Raw genomic sequence first — 16,799 nt, forward strand, 5'->3', positions numbered from 1 at the left:
GACATCTTCAACTTCTTGCATCACGGCCCAAATAAAACCAGCTAACTCTCTCGCTACAGCTGTTATGGCTTTACTGCTCTCTTTTCCTCTGGATAGTAAACGGTAATACTTTTGATGAAGGCGATTTTGTGCTTTCCAGGATATGGCCTGAATGGTCGGACATTGTCCATTTTGTCTCCTTGCCAATTCTCCTTTAACCGCGGGCTTATATCGGTAACTCCAGGCGGATTCGACCAATAACCGTCGTACATGCCGATTTCCTGTCTTGGTTATATTTCCTTGTCGTCTGCTTTCTCCACTCGAATATTCGCTTGGAATCAATCCGACATACGCCATGAAGTGATTAGGGGTTGGGAACCGTTTAAACGAACCAATTTCCGCCACAATACTCGACGCGGTTACAAGGGCAACACCTCTCAAACATTGGAGAGCCTGAATTTTCTGGGCATGCACACCTTCATTCGAATGGACTCGAATTTCTTCTTCCAGCCTTAAAAGCCTTTGTTCCATTTCTTTAAGCTGATAGTAGTATTCCTGAAACGTAACCCGCAAAGAAGAATTCTCAAAATGAAGGGTGTCCAGCCATCTGAAATACTTATTGGTCCACTTATTTACTCCTGCCGGTGGTTTGATATCGTTACGGAGTAAAAACTTGCTTATCCGGTGTTTCACCCTTAATTCATCCTCCTTTACATCTTCCCGGCATCTTACTAGATCCCGAAGGGCCTCGTCTTCGGGAGTGGGTACATAAACAGACGTCAGTTCTCCAGCCCTGAACAATTGCGCCAAACGAACAGAGTCTCGGCGATCGGTTTTAATTCGATCTCCCGGCCTTTTTGGAATAAGGGTTGGGGCAATCACCGAACAATGAATGTCTAATGTTAGTAATAGTCTGTATAATGGATATCCGGTGGGACCGGCTTCATAACAGACCCGAAGCGTTTCTGGGCTGCCCAGCTTCTTCATCAATTTTTTCACCGCTTCAGGTGTATGAGGAATGACTCCCCAGTATCTTGGTGCTTCCCGTCCTTCTTCCGCAATCGCGACGGCAATATTTTCTTTTGATACGTCTAAACCTACGTATTTAATGGTATCCTTCATAATAGCTAGCTCCTTCCGTAATGTAGCTCTGATTTGGTTTTGTTTGACAAAAACAGTCTAACCAAATTAACCTACGATTTTACGAGTAAGGGGCTAGTTTCGTTCATGATAACTCGCCGCTTTGCGCCTGCGGGGTCCCACCTGTCCCGCTGCTCTTAGCTCGGAGTCTCACGCCTTCCACTCCAATCAACAGGTGTAAAATATCAACACCATGCTTTAACATTGCCTATTCTTAAAAAATGGCAAAAAAAAATAAACGGCCAATTGGCCGTTTATTTTAAATTAAAAGGATGAGCATGGATTGTCGACTACTTGAAGCTCTTTTGTCTGGGTAGCCATTGGGCTTTTACAGATCGGGCATAACGGCTCATCACTGCTTTTAAAGTTATCCCGAACCCAGCAATTGCAATTGTCAGCTGTACAAGTCCAGATTTTCGTATCTTTTGTAATAATTTCCTCAACCGGTTTTTTATTATACAAGAACAAAACCCTCCTTTTATACCTCTAACTAAAAAGCTACCCATAAAAGGCAGCTTTTATTACTCGCAATTTCCGCAATACGTGAGATTATGAAGCGGCTTCTTAGACTGGAGAATAAATCTCCAAAAACCAAAACAACGAAAGCCCTGCCTCTCTTTCATCCTTACGGCTCCTAGGCCGTGCCAGTATGAATCAGTTGTTTGGATAAACCAAAAACATCATTTTGAAAAAGGTTTCTTGTTAAGCAGATAAACTGAAGATAAGCTCTTGGAGGGAAAGAATGCGGTGAAAAAAGATATTTCTTCGTTTATTTCTAATAGCTAAATGTACTTAACGTACTCTCAAGTCTAACATCGAGTCGATCAAAATTAATTATATACCTGAATCCTGAAAATGTCAATAGGCCGATGATCTTCGCTTGTTTGCGCAGAACAACGGCCAAACAATTCAAGATAACGATTTCCTGTTAACAGCAGTAATTGCATCTTGAATCATTTCTTTGTATTTCCTCTCTTCTAATACTTTAATTCCCTCAGCAGTAGATCCTCCAGGAGTTGTTACTTGTTCCCTTAAAGCAGAAGGATTTCCGTTTGCCATCAGCATGGCAGCTGAACCGGAGATCATCTGAGTGACAAGCTTTTCCGCCTTGCTTTCAGAAATCCCATATTCTTTTGCTTTCTCAATCAGCACTTCAGCAAACAAATAAACAAATGCAGGCGCACTTCCTGTAATCGCTGTTAAATGATGAATTTCTTCCTCTGTACATTCTTCAGCCTGTCCTATTGCATCAAGAAGCAGCTTAAGACTTTTTTCCTGCAGGGCATTAAGCGGCTTTTTCCCTTTGCAGTACAAAGACATGCTTTCTCCGATAGATGATGCCGTGTTCGGCATAATCCAGCTGACTGCTGATTCGGGCAAAGCCGACTCCATTTTTGATGGACCGATTCCAGCGGCGATTGTCACGATCAATTGCCCGCTGACAAGGCTTCGAAGCTTCATAAAAACTTCCTCATGTTCTTCAGGTGGCATAGCCAGAACGACGGTGTCTGCTTCGTGAATTTTTTCCTTCCATTGAAAGACCGTTTCTGCACCATATTGTTTTTTCAGCCTTTCCAGCCTCATGATATTCGATTGGTTTGAAACGATAATCCGTTCTATTTCATTTTCTTTTTTTGCTCGTAAACCAGCAATAATGGCCTCTGCCATTCGGCCTGCTCCAATAAATAAAATAGTCGGCTTTTCCACTCATTCCACTCTCTCTTCACATTAGTAATAGTTGAAAAAATTATATCATGAAAGTGTCTATCGGTCATTATTCCTTTAAATTAATACAGATCAACCAAAAACATTAATACAGTTTTCAGCTGTATTGCAATCTTTCCTTCATACAGCAAACACAAGTACAACAGGATCACGCCCGTTCTTTATAACTAACACTTTTCCACACTTAATCACTCTCTGTGCATAACTTTAGATTCATAAATATATTTATAAAATTTCATTAAAAAAAGCCCTGAAATGGGCTCAAATCGTTGGTTTGATGGCTGCTACACTCTCTCTGCTGATGATCTCATATCCTGATACCATTTTTTTTTGAATGGTTTTTCCTTCAATGAGACTGACGATAGAATATGCAGCATTTAATCCAACATCAAAATAGTGAAAACTAACCGTGGTAAGGCCAGGATGAACCATTTCGGATATTCGGTATCCTCCGAATCCCGCAACAGATAAATCTCTTGGAATGGCAAGTTTCTTTTCTTGTATAGCTTTCATTGCGCCAAGTGCCATGTTATCTGTAGAACAGACGATAATGTCCGGTAAACCCTCACTTAAAGCTTTATCTGTTTCCAGTCTGGATTTTTCCATTGAAAAGTCCGCTTCCAAAGCCTTTACTGAATGGGGACCGCTGTCTTTCAAAGCATCCATAAAACCGCGTTTCCTTTTTTGGCCAACCGCTTCATCCTGTTCACTTACCCCGATAAACAAAATGTTCCTGTGTCCCTTTTTATAAACAAATTTCCCAAGGTCATATCCTGCTTCATAATCGGCATGAATAATGGAATGATAATAGTTGCTTTCCTGCCCAATGATTAAGGAAGGAATGCCCGCATCCTTAAATGCACCATGATGTTCTTTTGTAATTTTTGTAGCCATTAAAATGATACCGGCTACTTTTTGCCGTGCAAAAGCATAAATATTTTCGATTTCTCTCTCCTGAACCTGATCTGTATTGGCAACAAGCATTTGAAACCCAAGCTCCTTAAGTCTTTCATCAATGCCCATCAGCATCTTGGTCATCGTATAAGAATCAAGCCTCGGAATAATTACTCCAATAAAATTTGTCTTTTTCTGTTTCAAACTTTGAGCAAACGCATTAGGTTCAAACTTTGTTTCAGTAATGGCATTTTGAATTTTCTTGGCTGTTGCCGCGCTTACGTAGCCGCCATTTAAATATCTGGAGACGGTACTTTTGGATACATTGGCCATATTGGCAATATCTGATATGGTCGTTCTCAAATAATCCCCTCCCCCTCTTTGAATATCTTCTCATAGTCATGTAGTTTATATCATTACCAGCGAAAAAGACAAGCATCCATCACTTGTCTTTTGTTTACATAATTAAATTATGTACTAAATACCCTGAACCCAGAGATGTACGTTATAGATTTAACATCTTAAAATCCACAAAAATGTTTTATATGAAAAATTATGATTTAACCAAGGTGTATCCAAGATTTTTCAACACATATCCCATTCCCTGTTTAAACGAAGGAAATGCTTTTATGGAAAGTCCGTATCCCCTGCTGATCATTTGCCGGGCCATGCCTGGCTTTAATCCTACACAAATGGCTTCTGTTCCCATTAGATTTAATGCCTGAACGAGCTGCTCCAGCTTATCAATAACAGCCTCATCGGGTACAGAATACATTTCCGAGAAATCAAAAAGTATGTACTCTGCTTGATTAGCACCAGCAAAGGACAATAATTTCCCTGTCATATGTTCTATTCTTTGCTCGGATAAAAAACCAGTAATAGCCGCAAGAAAAGTATGATCAATCATAGTCCCTATGATCGGCGTGTATAATTCCTCCATTAGCTTCCTTCCAGAAAGCAATTCGTTTTCGTAATCGGTTACATCTTTCCAGGTAAGAATATACCCCCTGCTTTCCGGAAGCCTGTCAACAACGATATGTGCAGAGAAGGTTTGAAACAGGTGAATAGTCGAAGTATACGGCAAAGGACCATGTTCAATTATCCGGATTTGATCTGCCCTGTGAAAGGATTTCAAATTCATCCCCAGAAACGAATCTGCATCCTCAAGGTTCATATGCGGGGCGACGGTATTTAATAAATCCCCAGCACATTCGTTAAACCATGAAATATTTAATTCATCATCTGTTAAAATTAGTGACTCTCCTACCCGATTCAGAAGTTCAATCGAATGTATCCCTTCCAGTAAATCCTTCTTCAGCTCCAACTTCCCAATCCCTCTCTTTCATATATGGGCTATTCCTTTTTCAGGAGGAAGAGGGTATATGTATGTATTACGCCTCTTCAAAATAATCCTTGTAAAATCCGCTGACGTTGCCTGAATTGTCCACGACAAAATAAAATTCCTCAGTTTCGTTTTTCACTTCATATGTGCTGCCTGCTGTTAATGCACGGTTTACGATATATTTCTCTGCATCAGTATGAATGCACGTCACTTTTTTTATCGTTTTTTTATCCTGCCAATTAAGATGATTCATAGCTGTTCCGCTCCTTCAAAATATGTATTTCTTATGTATAGTTTATTATTATTTCAGCTGCATGGCAAACTGCCGGATCATTAAAATTGAATGAAGATTCCGGTCATATCATCATGCGGGAGGCCATTTATATGTTCCAGGTATCTTAACGCTTCTGCATACGATTCAAGACCAAGTTTCGAAATCTCGATATGCACATCACGGAGACTCCACTCAGGATGAAAAAAACCGTCACTTATTATCAAAAGGCTCTTAATATCCTTAATATCCGCTTCCCCGGTCTGAATAAAATCAATGAGCTCCTGATCTCCGTTCACAACAGAATATCCTCCGGTTCGATTTGCCAGATGCCGGTGATCTTTCATCCTTTCATGAGGATGATCAAGAAACCAGCTTTCAGGAGGAATATGAAGTCCTTCTGCTCTTTTGCTTTCCCGTATTAGTCTGGCTCTTTCTGAAATGCCTTCAACCGAGTTAATCGTAAGCGGAGTAACGAACCCATGATGATCTTCCTTTAAAATCATGCAGTCTCCACATTGTATAAACGCCGCTTGTTCTCCTGTAATTCTTAAAACAGCCGCACAGGATGCCCATCTTAAATGCCTTTCCTCCATTGCTACAGCAGCAGATTCCATTTTTTGAAGAAGAAGAGCGTTTGCTTCAGCAAGCCATTCTATTAAACTTCTATTTTGGTTTATTGGGAGAGCAAGGGTGGAGGCGAGCATATGGGAAGCAAGATAAGCTCCATTGTGTTCATTATGAAACAACTCGTCCGTCATCGGTGTAACCCCATCGAAAACACCAAAGGTCAGGCAATCGTCTGAAACAAAAAAAGCATCTTCAATTTCTTTCTTACTTGGACTTTTATGACTCAATATGGATAGATCCATCTTAAATCACTCCTATTTCAACCGTTATTCTGCTTTTCCAGTATAGCATATAATGGAAAATTGGTGAATGTGCGGCGGTTTGACATTAAAATGGCTATGTTCCAGCATTGAGCTTTTTTAAAAAATCGGTTGATTGGATTGGATGCGTAAGACCTGCAGTCTCGCTTAGCGGCAAACTCCTGCAGCAGAAACTAACAGCTGCGTTTATCACAGCTAGGAAATTATTAGAATATCGCAATTACCCTATTGAAAATCCTCCTGCCGATCCTTTTGTTCTGATAAATGAGCAATAAGATTGACCACAGCGTCCAGCCATTCATTGAGCGTTGTGTAAAATGCATGGATATCAATTGCAAAAATGCTCTCATCCAGAATGACAGCTGCAATTGCATTTCTAAATGACTGGATTGTCATATTCAAAAAAACTGCCGGGCATCCGTTATTCAATAATTGAGAAAGGAAAGCCTCTAAATCATCCGTGCGTTTCTTCTGAAAGTCAGTAAAATAGGAAAACAGAATCTCGAAAATTTGTTCGTTTTTCTCAGCTTGAATAAGATACAGAGAAAATTCACTTTCTCCTCTTTTAGCGAGCTCATTCTTCCATTCACACTTAATTCTCGTTTTCCCCTCTACTGCTCCTTGAATCATCGTTTGAATCATTCATGGCCCCTCCGCTTCATGGTTCTGGCATCTAAAAGCAACTGGCATTAACTAACCTGTTTAAAACCGTGCCCATATTAATATAGCATGTATTGAAGGTTAGCCAAAATTGAAAAAGACCTATTCCGAGCGGAACAGGCCATTTTTCTATGAAGATTCTTATTAGCCTTCCAAAAGAAGAGACTCAGGATCCTCAAGCAATTCTTTTACTGTAGCAAGGAAGCTAACCGCTTCTTTTCCATCTACAATACGGTGATCATATGATAAGGCGATATACATCATTGGGCGGTTTTCCATTCTTTCCTGATCAAGTGCAATCGGACGCCATTGGATTTTATGCATACCAAGGATCCCTACTTGAGGTGCGTTCAAAATTGGAGTGGAAAGCAGGGAGCCAAAAACTCCGCCATTTGTAATGGTAAATGTTCCGCCTTGAAGCTCGTTCAGGGCAAGCTTGTTGTCTCTTGCTTTTTTTGCCAGGTTGGAAATTTCCCCTTCAATTCCTGCGAAGCTCATGCGGTCAGCATCACGGACTACAGGTACGACAAGACCGTCCGGAGCAGCTACAGCAATACCAATATCGTAGAATTTTTTCAGCACAAGTTCCGTGCCTTGAATTTCTGCGTTTAAGAACGGGAATTGCTTAAGGGCTGCAACTACAGCTTTAGTGAAAAATGACATAAAACCTAGACGGACGTCATGCTGCTCGAAAAATTTGTCTTTGCGGCGCTTTCTAACATCCATGACAGCTGTCATATCTACTTCATTGAATGTTGTAAGCATGGCAGCCGTCTGCTGAACTTCGACCAAACGGTTCGCAATCGTTTGTCTGCGGCGGGACATTTTCACACGCTCAACCGGTTTAGCCGGATTATCTGCCTGAGCTTGAGGAGCTTTTTCAGCAGGTTTAGCAGCTTGAGGCTGCTTAGGCGCGTTTTGATGGTTTTCGATATCATGCTTGCGCACTCTTCCAAGAGGATCGGAAGCATTTACAGAGCTGAGATCAATTCCTTTTTCCCTCGCAAGTTTTCTTGCAGCAGGAGAAGCAATTGTACGGTTTTTCGTGTCCGCCTTGACAACAGGCTCACTTTCTCTTGATGGAATGTGTTCTGTTTTTGGTTCTTCTTTTTTGGATTCTTCTTTCTCTGGCTTCAGCTCAGCTTGTTCCTGACTGCCTTCATTTGCACTTTGTACGCCGCCCGCTTCTTCCTTTTCATCGATCGTTCCGATGATTTCACCTACTTGAACGGTATCCCCAGCGTCCTTCAGTACTTCTTTTAATACTCCGGATTGTTCTGCTGTCAATTCTACATTGACTTTATCTGTTTCAAGCTCAAGCAAATACTCACCCTGCTCAACAAAATCACCAGGCTGCTTTAGCCATTGTGCAATGGTTCCTTCCGAGATTGATTCTGCCAGTTCCGGTACTTTAATTTCAGCCATGATCATTTCCCCCTTAGTTTCGTGTAATCGCCTGTGTTATGATGCGTTCCTGGTCTTTTTTATGAACAGTTGGATCTCCCTCTGCAGTACTGGATCTTCTTGTTCTGCCGATATAGGATACGTCAGCTCCTGATGGGGCTGATTCGCGAAGTTTAGGTTCGATATACGTCCATGCACCCATATTTTGAGGTTCTTCCTGAACCCAGATGATTTCTTTAAGATTCTCATATCTGGACAAAATGGATTCCACTTCTTTTTGCGGATATGGATAAAGTTCTTCCACTCTTAGAACATGAAGCCAATCTGTATTTTCTTCTGACTGGCGTACTTTATCTGAAATATCAATGGCAAGCTTTCCGCTGCAAAGAACAACGCGTGTAACAGCCTTGTGCTCTCCGCCCATCCCTGATTGCTCAAGCACCTTTTTAAAGGATCCGCTGCTCAGTTCCTGAACATCCGAAACCGTGTTCGGATTGCGAAGCAGGCTTTTCGGAGTCATAATCACGAGCGGTCTGACTTCCTCCATTTGCAGGATTTTAGCTTGTCTTCTTAGGATATGGAAGTATTGGGCAGCACTTGTAAGGTTCGCTACTGTCCAGTTGTTTTCAGCGGCAAGCTGAAGATAGCGTTCCAGTCTTCCGCTTGAATGCTCTGGTCCCTGTCCTTCATACCCATGCGGAAGCAGCATCACGAGGCCGGATTTTTGACCCCATTTTGCACGGCCCGCAGAGATAAACTGGTCAAAGAATACTTGAGCAGCATTCGCGAAATCTCCGTATTGGGCTTCCCAAAGGACTAATGTTTCAGGAGAGAATACGTTATAGCCATATTCAAAACCGATGACAGAGCCTTCAGAAAGCGGGCTGTTATGAACCGCGAAAGATGCTTTCGTCTGATCAAGCTGATGAAGCGGTGAATACACGCTTCCTGTTTCACTGTCATGCAATACAAGATTACGCTGTGCGAAGGTTCCCCGCTCTGAATCCTGTCCGCTTAACCGGATGGGTGTGCCATCAAGCAAAATGGAACCGAATGCAAGAGCTTCAGCAAGTCCCCATTCTACCTTGTGATCCTCTTCAAGCACACTTGCACGGCGTTCGAGGATCCGCTGCAGCTTCCCAAACACTTTAAAGTCTTCAGGCCATTCAACGAGTGAACGGTTGATGGAACGGATATCACTGATGTCAACAGCCGTCTCGATTTGCGGAATTCCATGAGAAATCGTTTCCGGAAGCTGGATCTCATGTACCTGTGCCACCTTTTTGTCAGGCACTTTTTTATATGCGGTCTCAAACTTGTTCTGTACTTCCTCTTCTAGGGCAGCTACTTCTTCTTCAGAAAGAACCTGATCATCAGTTAAAGATTTGGAGTAAAGTGCCTTCACTGTTTCGTGTGCTTTAATTTTGCTGTACAGCTGCGGCTGAGTCGTCATCGGCTCATCCATTTCGTTATGTCCAAAGCGGCGGTACCCGATTAGGTCAATAAGGAAATCTTTTTTGAAAATACGTCTGTATTCAGATGCCAGATAGGCAGCAGCAAGACACGCTTCAGGATCATCCGCATTTACATGAATGATTGGGATTTCATATCCTTTTGCCAAATCACTCGCATAACGTGTGGATCTCGAATCCGAGCTTTCAGTTGTAAAACCGATCATGTTATTGGCGATAATATGAATAGTACCCCCGGTCTGATAGCCTTTAAGCTGACTGAGGTTTAATGTCTCAGCTACGATCCCTTCACCAGGAAACGCTGCATCACCGTGAATAAGAATAGCCAGAGCTTTGCTTGTATCGATTTCTGGAAAGCCGCTGACCTCACGGTTTTCCTGCGCAGCTCTTGTGAATCCCTCAACGATTGGATCAATATATTCCAGATGACTCGGATTATTCGCAAGGGTAATACGGGCTCTCACCATATTCTCTTCTTTGATCTGTCTGTCTGCGCCAAGATGATATTTTACATCTCCGCTCCAGCCGTAGTTAATGCCTGTCGAACCTTCAGAAGGGACAAGGTCTTTATTTGGTGCATGCTGGAATTCAGAGAAGATAATTTCGTACGGTTTGCCAAGCACATGTGCAAGAACATTAAGACGTCCTCTGTGCGCCATACCAATGTTGATGGTTTTCGTTCCGTTCTCAACTGCATTTTGAACCATTTCATCAAGAACCGGTACAAGCATATCCAATCCTTCAATGGAGAATCTTTTTTGGCCTACAAATGTTTTATGAAGATATTTTTCAAATCCGTCTACCTCGAAAAGCCTTTTAAGCAGTGCTTTGCGTTTTTCTTTGGAGTGCGGTTTAAATAAATCTCCCGTTTCCACCATGCGCTTCAGCCAATTTTTTTCTTCGAAGCGGTGAACATGATCGAATTCGAAAGACAATGATTTTTTATAGCTTTCTTTTAAATGAAGAATGGCATCATATCCGTTCTTTACGCTGGATGGAGCGTCTTCGCATAATACAGAAAAGGGAATTTCTTTTAAATCCTCTTCTGAAAGACCGTATGCCTCAATGCTTAACAGATCCTGTCTGTCGCCCATTCCTTCGATTGGAAAGATGGAAGCATTTAAATGTCCATACGTACGAATATCCTCAGCCAATTTTACAGCTGAAGCAATTTTGACGATTTTTTCAGGACCGAAATCCGCAATTGACTGCTTGGAAACTGGAGCTGCCTGAACTGATGCAGCGGATCCTTTATCCGGCGGGTGGCCTAGATGTTGAAATAGTTCCTGCAAATCAGCGTCGACCGATTCAGGATTTTCAGAAAATTGATCATACAGATCCATGACATAGCCAAGGTTAGGGCCATGGAAGTCTTCCCATGTAACGTTGAGCTTTGACTTGGTTTGCGACATTTCACACTACCCCCAACTAATAATTACCAAATGTAAATAATAGGATATTATTCTGGTATATATTTATGCTGACCGCGTTTTATGTAAATTAGTTAAAACGCTTCCATAGATATTTTAACACTACCATTTATTCTTTCCAACAATTATCTATCGAAAATTGTAAATAATATTGAAAAACAAAAAATTGTGGCGAATCGTGTAAATCTGGAAGCAGATGCAGGTATATTACCTGATTTCCTTATACAGCAGAGTTTTCCCTTTGCCCGCTGACCCTTTTAGCTGAAGTGTAAGCATGTCGGGTGGTGAAATCAGGTTTTCATAAGACAAATATTTTCATGATTTATTGTCGATTTCTGTCTAACGGCTGAATACAACCCGCTATTCCAGAGCCGTCACGCTCCCTGCTCCAAATCAGCCAAAGCAGGAAAATATCAGAAAAAGGCACCATGGATCCTTCCAGGTGCCCTCTTCCTATATTAACTGGAATCCTTTTTTGCAGATTGGCGCATGAATGAATAATGCGCCCGTTTAAACAATTTATTATATGGAACACTCACAGGCTTTGAATGCTTTTCTTCAAAAGCTTTCTCAAAAGAGGAAACAGGACATCCGGCAAATCACTGACATTCGGCACAATGATGCTGAATTTTCCATAAATGTTTTGAATGGTTTTAACCTGGCTTTCCTCTGCCTCCCCATTGGACAGGAAAATGTTGATTACTTCAATTCCTCTTTTACGTGCTTCAATGACCGCTTCATGCGTATCTACAATTCCTTTTTGTTCATAATCCATTGCAGCCGGTTCTCCATCAGAAAAAACAATCAAAAACTTTTGTTTTTCCTGTCTGGCCGACAGCTCCCTCGTCATATGACGAATTGCGAAGCCATCTCTATTATCTTCTTCAGGATTCAGCTGCATGATGGCAGGACCTGAACTCTTGTTTAACGAACTGCGGAATGGAATGACGCGGTGAAAATAATTAGGCTGGCTGACTGCAGATGCATCATTCGTATCCTCCCAGAACCCCGTTACCTGATGAACGACTCCTACTGATTTCAGTGCTTCATGAAAAAGCGTTATGCCAAGCTTGGTGTCATCCATTTTATCGTGCATGGATGCAGAACAGTCGACTAATAGAGTAAAGACCGCATCTATTTGGATCGAAGGCTCCTGCTTTTTATAAAAAAGTCTGGGATTATCGTCTGTGATCCACCGCAGCAGTTTTTTGCCAAGTCTTCCGGTATGAAGATCTGTTCTAGGATTGGTCTTTTTGTGCTCAAGTGTTTTTTGAATCATCTGCTTCAATTTTTTTTGGTAATGAGAAATAATGGCTTTATTCCCGCTGTATTGCTGATAGTGCTCAGCGGAAGCAGGGTCCGGTGTTTTTTGGACAGCAAAAGCAAACTTATTTTCTTTGCCAAATGCATTCTGGCTGCCGTTTGTGTTTCCATCCTGCCGGTTTTCAAGAACCTCTGATTGGGCATAATTATGTTTCTTCGATTCTCTTGCCGATCCTTGCACGGTCCCCATGGCCTGATCCCCGTCCTCACCTTCTCGCAGACCATTTCCCATTAAGTCCGTTTTGGAACCATGTTCGAGATCATATTGAAGAAAACTGTCTGTCGCCTTGCTTGTCTCCCTGTGCCACGTCGGCATTTCCTGGTCATGGACGTCCCTTTCTTCTTTACGATCAAGCTCAAGAGAATCATCATTATCCAGTTTGTTTGTTCTTTTCAGCTCCTTAAAGGTAAGTCCTGTCCCCTCTTCAAAACCATGTTCAGGAAGAAAAAAGTATGTATTGAGCATATCCTTTTCCAGGAATTCTTCTATGGTTTCACTAATTCTGAGAGCAATCCCTGCAGTCTGAGCTGTGCCTGCACTTTCATAAGCATATTCAAGCTCCCTTTGAAGAAAAGGCAGCATTCTTTCAAAATCTTCGTTTATAGCCGGGACCGTCTCAAGCGGAGATTCAGCGGTTAGTTTCAAAAATAACGCATTAAACAGTGCATCCGTCTTAATATTCCGCTCAAGGTGAATGGTCAGCTGAGAGCGGAAATACATCCTGTACATTTCTGTGCGGCGTTTAAAAAACTTCTTTGTACCCGGCCGTTCCCTTTTGATGATTTCTTCGGTTCGGACATCTTCAAGCAGTGAAAAAAGCTGCTTCGCAAACTCAGGAATTGATAGTCTTTTTGTCTTCTTAATAAAATCATCCGTTTCTTGAGGGCTGCTGTGAAAAACGTGCCCTGTAGCATGAAGGTAAACATCACTTTTCAGCCCGCTAATCTGATCTTCGGCAGGCCGGTGATCCCAAAAATGGGTCAGATAGATTTTATTTTCAGCTGGATTCAAATAAGAGTACGGAGCATACTCCATCTCCAGTTCCGGATTTTTAGAGAGCGTTTTTGCAAGATCTGACAGTTCCATAAAAAGGAAGGAATCGATTTGACTATCATTGAATTTTATAAATCTCATAAGCAGGCCTCACTCAAATAACGTTTCTGCAATATTGCGGATAGCCGCTTTTTCTCGTTCATCCTCGACCTTTTCTGCAATTCCGCGCTCAATAGCGCGCATGGGAGGGATAAATGCAGCGAGATCGCACGTATCAAGAAGAGCTCGTATGGAAGCAGCTTCTTCTGATACCTGTCCATTTTTAACCTGAGTAATTAAATCTGCTGAAAGCCTGACAAATAAATTGATCAGGCTCGGATTCTTGAGTCCCGATTGATTCGTAATAATTTGACGTAGCTCTTCCCCTTGGATGTATGGAACATCAATGATAACAAAACGATTCTTTAATGCTTCATTTAAAGGAACCGTTCCTACATACCCTTCATTAATCGCGGCGATTACTCCAAATGCTTCGGATCCTTTTACCACTTCGCCAGTAAATGGATTTGTAATCATTTTGCGGTAATCGAGAACTCCGTTCAGAATGGGCAAAGTCTCAGGTTTTGCCATGTTGATTTCATCTATGTACAGGAATTGTCCTTTTTTCATTGCATTGATTACGGGTCCCGGAACAAATTCAATCGACGTGCTTCCTCCGGCTGTGCTGATTGTTTTATAGCCTAATAGCGCTTCTGCATCAAGATCGACGGAACAATTTATGCTGTGCATAGATCGGTTGAATAAGTAAGAAATCGTCTCTGCCAGCTTTGTTTTTCCTGATCCGGTCGGCCCTTTCAGCAGGACATTTTTTCCGAGGGCCAGGGCGATGACGGCGTCCTCTATTATAGAGGAATCTCCTGTGATGAATCCTCCTCCGCCAATTAGTGAAGCATCCATTTCAGATGATGCAGATGTTCTTTGTATTTTAGCCCGAATTGCTTCAGGCAAATTTAATTTCATTTCATTCATATAATCAAACCTCTTTTCAGCGTCTCATTTTCTTATATTAGTATACAGAAAAAAGACGTCCATCACAAAAAATCCTTACCCGGCTGACTGGCCGGATAAAGATTCCTCTCATTACATTGATTGATTCTCTTTATTCACCACACCACAGGCAATTCTAGCACCGGCATTACCGGCCGGATCGGTTTTATAATCGTCTTCTTTCTCGTGAATCACTAGAGCGCTTCCATCTTCATCAAGCAGCTGTGAAAATTCGGCAAGAGGTGCGGTTACATCTGCAGTAATCTTCCCGTCTGAACCAATGGTGATGTTCGGTATGTCTCCTGCATGGGGTCCATGCGGATTTAGGAATCCATGCTTTTTAGTAAATGGATTTAAATGTCCCCCAGCTGAACTGAAGTCTGGCTTCTTACATGATCCTGTTTCGTGAATATGGATCGCCCTTTTGCCAGGGGGAAGATTCACTCCTTCAAGATGAACGTTTACACCTTTTATTGTTTCTGAAATAACGGCTTTTCCGGCAGGCTCTCCTTTTGAAGTGATCAAAGACACCTTAATTTCCTTAACTGTTTTTTCAGCTGCAGTTTCCAGTCCCTTTGCTTCCGGATGGTGACGCTCGCTCATTCCGTTTGAGCATCCATACAGAGATATTGCCATCAGCAAAAGGATTCCAGCTTTACCTATTCTGCTCATACTATTCCTCCGTTCATTGTTTTGCCTTTCATTCGCATTTTCTCCAAATGCTTTGGCATGCAAACCCGGTTTTAGGAGGTTATATAAGCATTTATGCACTTGCCTTTGATGCAATCAGAAAAGATCTACAAAAAAAAGAAGCCAGCGGCTCCCTAAAAGTAGCGCTTAGCTCCAAGATAATGGCTTTTCCAATATGTATTGGATAAATTAGAGACAGTAATTCCCTGAGATCCGCTGGCGTGGATGAAATCACCGTTACCCAAGTAAATTCCCATATGCGAAGGTCCTGCCTTATAAGTGGTGAAATATACGAAATCTCCTCTGGCAGGCTCCGAAACTGGCTTCATGATACTGGAGTAGCCCGCAGCGCTGAGACGGGATACCGAAGTTACTTTATTCAGCACGTAATAAACAAATCCGCTGCAATCGAAACCTGAAGTAGTATTGCCAGCCCATTTATATGGAATCCCCATCAATTGTTCGGCTTCTCTAATCATCGTTTCTTTTATTTCTGTGTCTTCTTGGCTGTTATCTGGGGCAGAGGGAGCTGGATTGGATTCTGGCTTTACCTCGCCTTTTAGCTTAAGTACTTGATTTACATAAAGTGTGTCGCTCTTCAGCTGGTTTGAGACCTTTAATTCAGCGATGGTTAAATTAAATCGATTGGCTATTTTCCAAAGAGAGTCTCCAGGTTTCACCTGGTATGTATTCTGAATGCTCGTGTCTTTATCCTCTGAAACAGGCGTTTTAGGCGGGGCTGGCGGAGTAACCGCCGGTTTCACAGGATTAGAATTAGAATTAATTTTTAAAACCTGTCCAAGAAAAATTGTATCTCTTTTGAGTGCGTTCAGAGTTTTTAATTCATTAACAGTCATCCCGTACTTCCTGGCAACAAGCCAAAGGGAGTCTCCCTTAGAGACCTTGTATGTATTTTGTGCAGCTGGTGCTTTATGCGGCTCTGCGCTGCCGTTATGGTTTTGATTGCCTGTACCTGGAATCTGAAGAACCTGTCCAACAAAAATCGTGTCGCTTTTCAGCTGATTGGCTTCTTTAAGTGCCTTTTGGGAAATTTTGTATTGATTCGCGATCTTCCAAAGCGAATCACCGCTTTTTACCTTTACGCTCTCTGCAGAAGCAGCGGTTGCAAAAAATGAAGCACCTGCCACTGCGGTTACCGTCAATCCAAGTACTTTATGATTCATTTACAGAGCCTCCTCTACTTTCACCATTTATTTTACTTCAGATAACTAACTTAAACTACTAATTTTGTAAATAATAAGTATTTTTTGTAATAGTTTGGCTGATATTTGACAGCAATCTTTATATATATCGGCTGTTTTTACAATTGTTTAACTTAAAAAGAGAAATTTTGCAGAGAAATGAGTTTTTTGATGTTGATCCTCATTGTTGTGGGCAAAAAATTGGGAGTGGCAGATCACTGAACCGGCAAGCTTGACAAGTGATTTCACTTCACTCGATCCGTGATATCGGACTCTCAGGCCCATATATCGGACACTCGGCATTGGATATCGCTCATTCAGTACGCGATATCGGAC

Annotated in this window: 15 protein-coding genes; all 15 read right to left on the reverse strand. The window is 41.9% G+C overall.

What is annotated here, in order from left to right; all coding sequences use genetic code 11:
• Positions 1 to 1,101, reverse strand: a 1,101-nt coding sequence (locus AS29_RS12175; protein WP_035406652.1) for an IS110 family transposase, incomplete at its 3' end; no start/stop codon positions are given.
• 282 nt (positions 1,102 to 1,383) lie between these two features.
• Positions 1,384 to 1,581, reverse strand: a complete 198-nt coding sequence (locus AS29_RS12180) for a cold-shock protein (RefSeq protein WP_035406654.1) — start codon at positions 1,579 to 1,581, stop codon at positions 1,384 to 1,386.
• 447 nt (positions 1,582 to 2,028) lie between these two features.
• A complete protein-coding gene (gene proC, locus AS29_RS12185; RefSeq protein WP_035406658.1) occupies positions 2,029 to 2,826 on the reverse strand; it encodes a pyrroline-5-carboxylate reductase in 798 nt (265 codons plus the stop codon).
• A gap of 279 nt (positions 2,827 to 3,105) precedes the next feature.
• Positions 3,106 to 4,101 (reverse strand): LacI family DNA-binding transcriptional regulator, encoded by a 996-nt coding sequence (locus AS29_RS12190; protein WP_082883837.1) that lies wholly within the window; start codon positions 4,099 to 4,101, stop codon positions 3,106 to 3,108.
• A gap of 190 nt (positions 4,102 to 4,291) precedes the next feature.
• Positions 4,292 to 5,062, reverse strand: coding sequence for an STAS domain-containing protein (locus tag AS29_RS12195; RefSeq protein ID WP_035406661.1), 771 nt, complete (start codon positions 5,060 to 5,062; stop codon positions 4,292 to 4,294).
• A gap of 67 nt (positions 5,063 to 5,129) precedes the next feature.
• Positions 5,130 to 5,333 (reverse strand): DUF6501 family protein, encoded by a 204-nt coding sequence (locus AS29_RS12200; RefSeq protein ID WP_035406664.1) that lies wholly within the window; start codon positions 5,331 to 5,333, stop codon positions 5,130 to 5,132.
• Between the two features lie 80 nt (positions 5,334 to 5,413).
• Positions 5,414 to 6,223, reverse strand: a complete 810-nt coding sequence (locus tag AS29_RS12205; protein ID WP_051860638.1) for a protein phosphatase 2C domain-containing protein — start codon at positions 6,221 to 6,223, stop codon at positions 5,414 to 5,416.
• A gap of 243 nt (positions 6,224 to 6,466) precedes the next feature.
• A complete protein-coding gene (locus tag AS29_RS12210) occupies positions 6,467 to 6,883 on the reverse strand; it encodes a hypothetical protein (protein ID WP_035406666.1) in 417 nt (138 codons plus the stop codon).
• Between the two features lie 162 nt (positions 6,884 to 7,045).
• The gene (odhB, locus tag AS29_RS12215) at positions 7,046 to 8,326 is read right to left on the reverse strand and encodes a 2-oxoglutarate dehydrogenase complex dihydrolipoyllysine-residue succinyltransferase (RefSeq protein WP_035406668.1); all 1,281 of its coding nucleotides are present in this window, start codon (positions 8,324 to 8,326) and stop codon (positions 7,046 to 7,048) included.
• Positions 8,327 to 8,339: 13 nt separating this feature from the next.
• Positions 8,340 to 11,189 (reverse strand): 2-oxoglutarate dehydrogenase E1 component, encoded by a 2,850-nt coding sequence (gene sucA / locus AS29_RS12220; RefSeq protein ID WP_035406670.1) that lies wholly within the window; start codon positions 11,187 to 11,189, stop codon positions 8,340 to 8,342.
• 553 nt (positions 11,190 to 11,742) lie between these two features.
• Positions 11,743 to 13,665, reverse strand: coding sequence for a vWA domain-containing protein (locus AS29_RS12225; RefSeq protein ID WP_035406671.1), 1,923 nt, complete (start codon positions 13,663 to 13,665; stop codon positions 11,743 to 11,745).
• Between the two features lie 9 nt (positions 13,666 to 13,674).
• Positions 13,675 to 14,553: an ATP-binding protein gene (locus AS29_RS12230; protein ID WP_035406673.1), complete on the reverse strand. Its 879-nt coding sequence runs from the start codon at positions 14,551 to 14,553 to the stop codon at positions 13,675 to 13,677.
• A 111-nt stretch (positions 14,554 to 14,664) separates the two neighbouring features.
• Positions 14,665 to 15,243 (reverse strand): superoxide dismutase family protein, encoded by a 579-nt coding sequence (locus AS29_RS12235; protein ID WP_035406675.1) that lies wholly within the window; start codon positions 15,241 to 15,243, stop codon positions 14,665 to 14,667.
• Positions 15,244 to 15,395: 152 nt separating this feature from the next.
• A complete protein-coding gene (locus tag AS29_RS12240; RefSeq protein ID WP_035406677.1) occupies positions 15,396 to 16,445 on the reverse strand; it encodes a C40 family peptidase in 1,050 nt (349 codons plus the stop codon).
• 147 nt (positions 16,446 to 16,592) lie between these two features.
• Positions 16,593 to 16,799, reverse strand: a 207-nt coding sequence (locus tag AS29_RS21790) for a hypothetical protein (protein ID WP_231889936.1), incomplete at its 5' end; no start/stop codon positions are given.

Origin of the sequence: Bacillus sp. SJS (genome assembly GCF_000732485.2) — a bacterium.
GTDB lineage: Bacteria > Bacillota > Bacilli > Bacillales > Bacillaceae > Metabacillus_B > Metabacillus_B sediminis.

What these genes read in the sequence shown, in the direction of transcription:
- AS29_RS12200 (WP_035406664.1), bottom strand. Translation starts at nt 5,333, where the DNA reads ATGAATCATCTTAATTGGCAGGATAAAAAAACGATAAAAAAAGTGACG.
- AS29_RS12205 (WP_051860638.1), bottom strand. Translation starts at nt 6,223, where the DNA reads ATGGATCTATCCATATTGAGTCATAAAAGTCCAAGTAAGAAAGAAATT.
- AS29_RS12210 (WP_035406666.1), bottom strand. Translation starts at nt 6,883, where the DNA reads ATGATTCAAACGATGATTCAAGGAGCAGTAGAGGGGAAAACGAGAATT.
- odhB (WP_035406668.1), bottom strand. Translation starts at nt 8,326, where the DNA reads ATGGCTGAAATTAAAGTACCGGAACTGGCAGAATCAATCTCGGAAGGA.
- sucA (WP_035406670.1), bottom strand. Translation starts at nt 11,189, where the DNA reads ATGTCGCAAACCAAGTCAAAGCTCAACGTTACATGGGAAGACTTCCAT.
- AS29_RS12225 (WP_035406671.1), bottom strand. Translation starts at nt 13,665, where the DNA reads ATGAGATTTATAAAATTCAATGATAGTCAAATCGATTCCTTCCTTTTT.
- AS29_RS12230 (WP_035406673.1), bottom strand. Translation starts at nt 14,553, where the DNA reads ATGAATGAAATGAAATTAAATTTGCCTGAAGCAATTCGGGCTAAAATA.
- AS29_RS12235 (WP_035406675.1), bottom strand. Translation starts at nt 15,243, where the DNA reads ATGAGCAGAATAGGTAAAGCTGGAATCCTTTTGCTGATGGCAATATCT.
- AS29_RS12240 (WP_035406677.1), bottom strand. Translation starts at nt 16,445, where the DNA reads ATGAATCATAAAGTACTTGGATTGACGGTAACCGCAGTGGCAGGTGCT.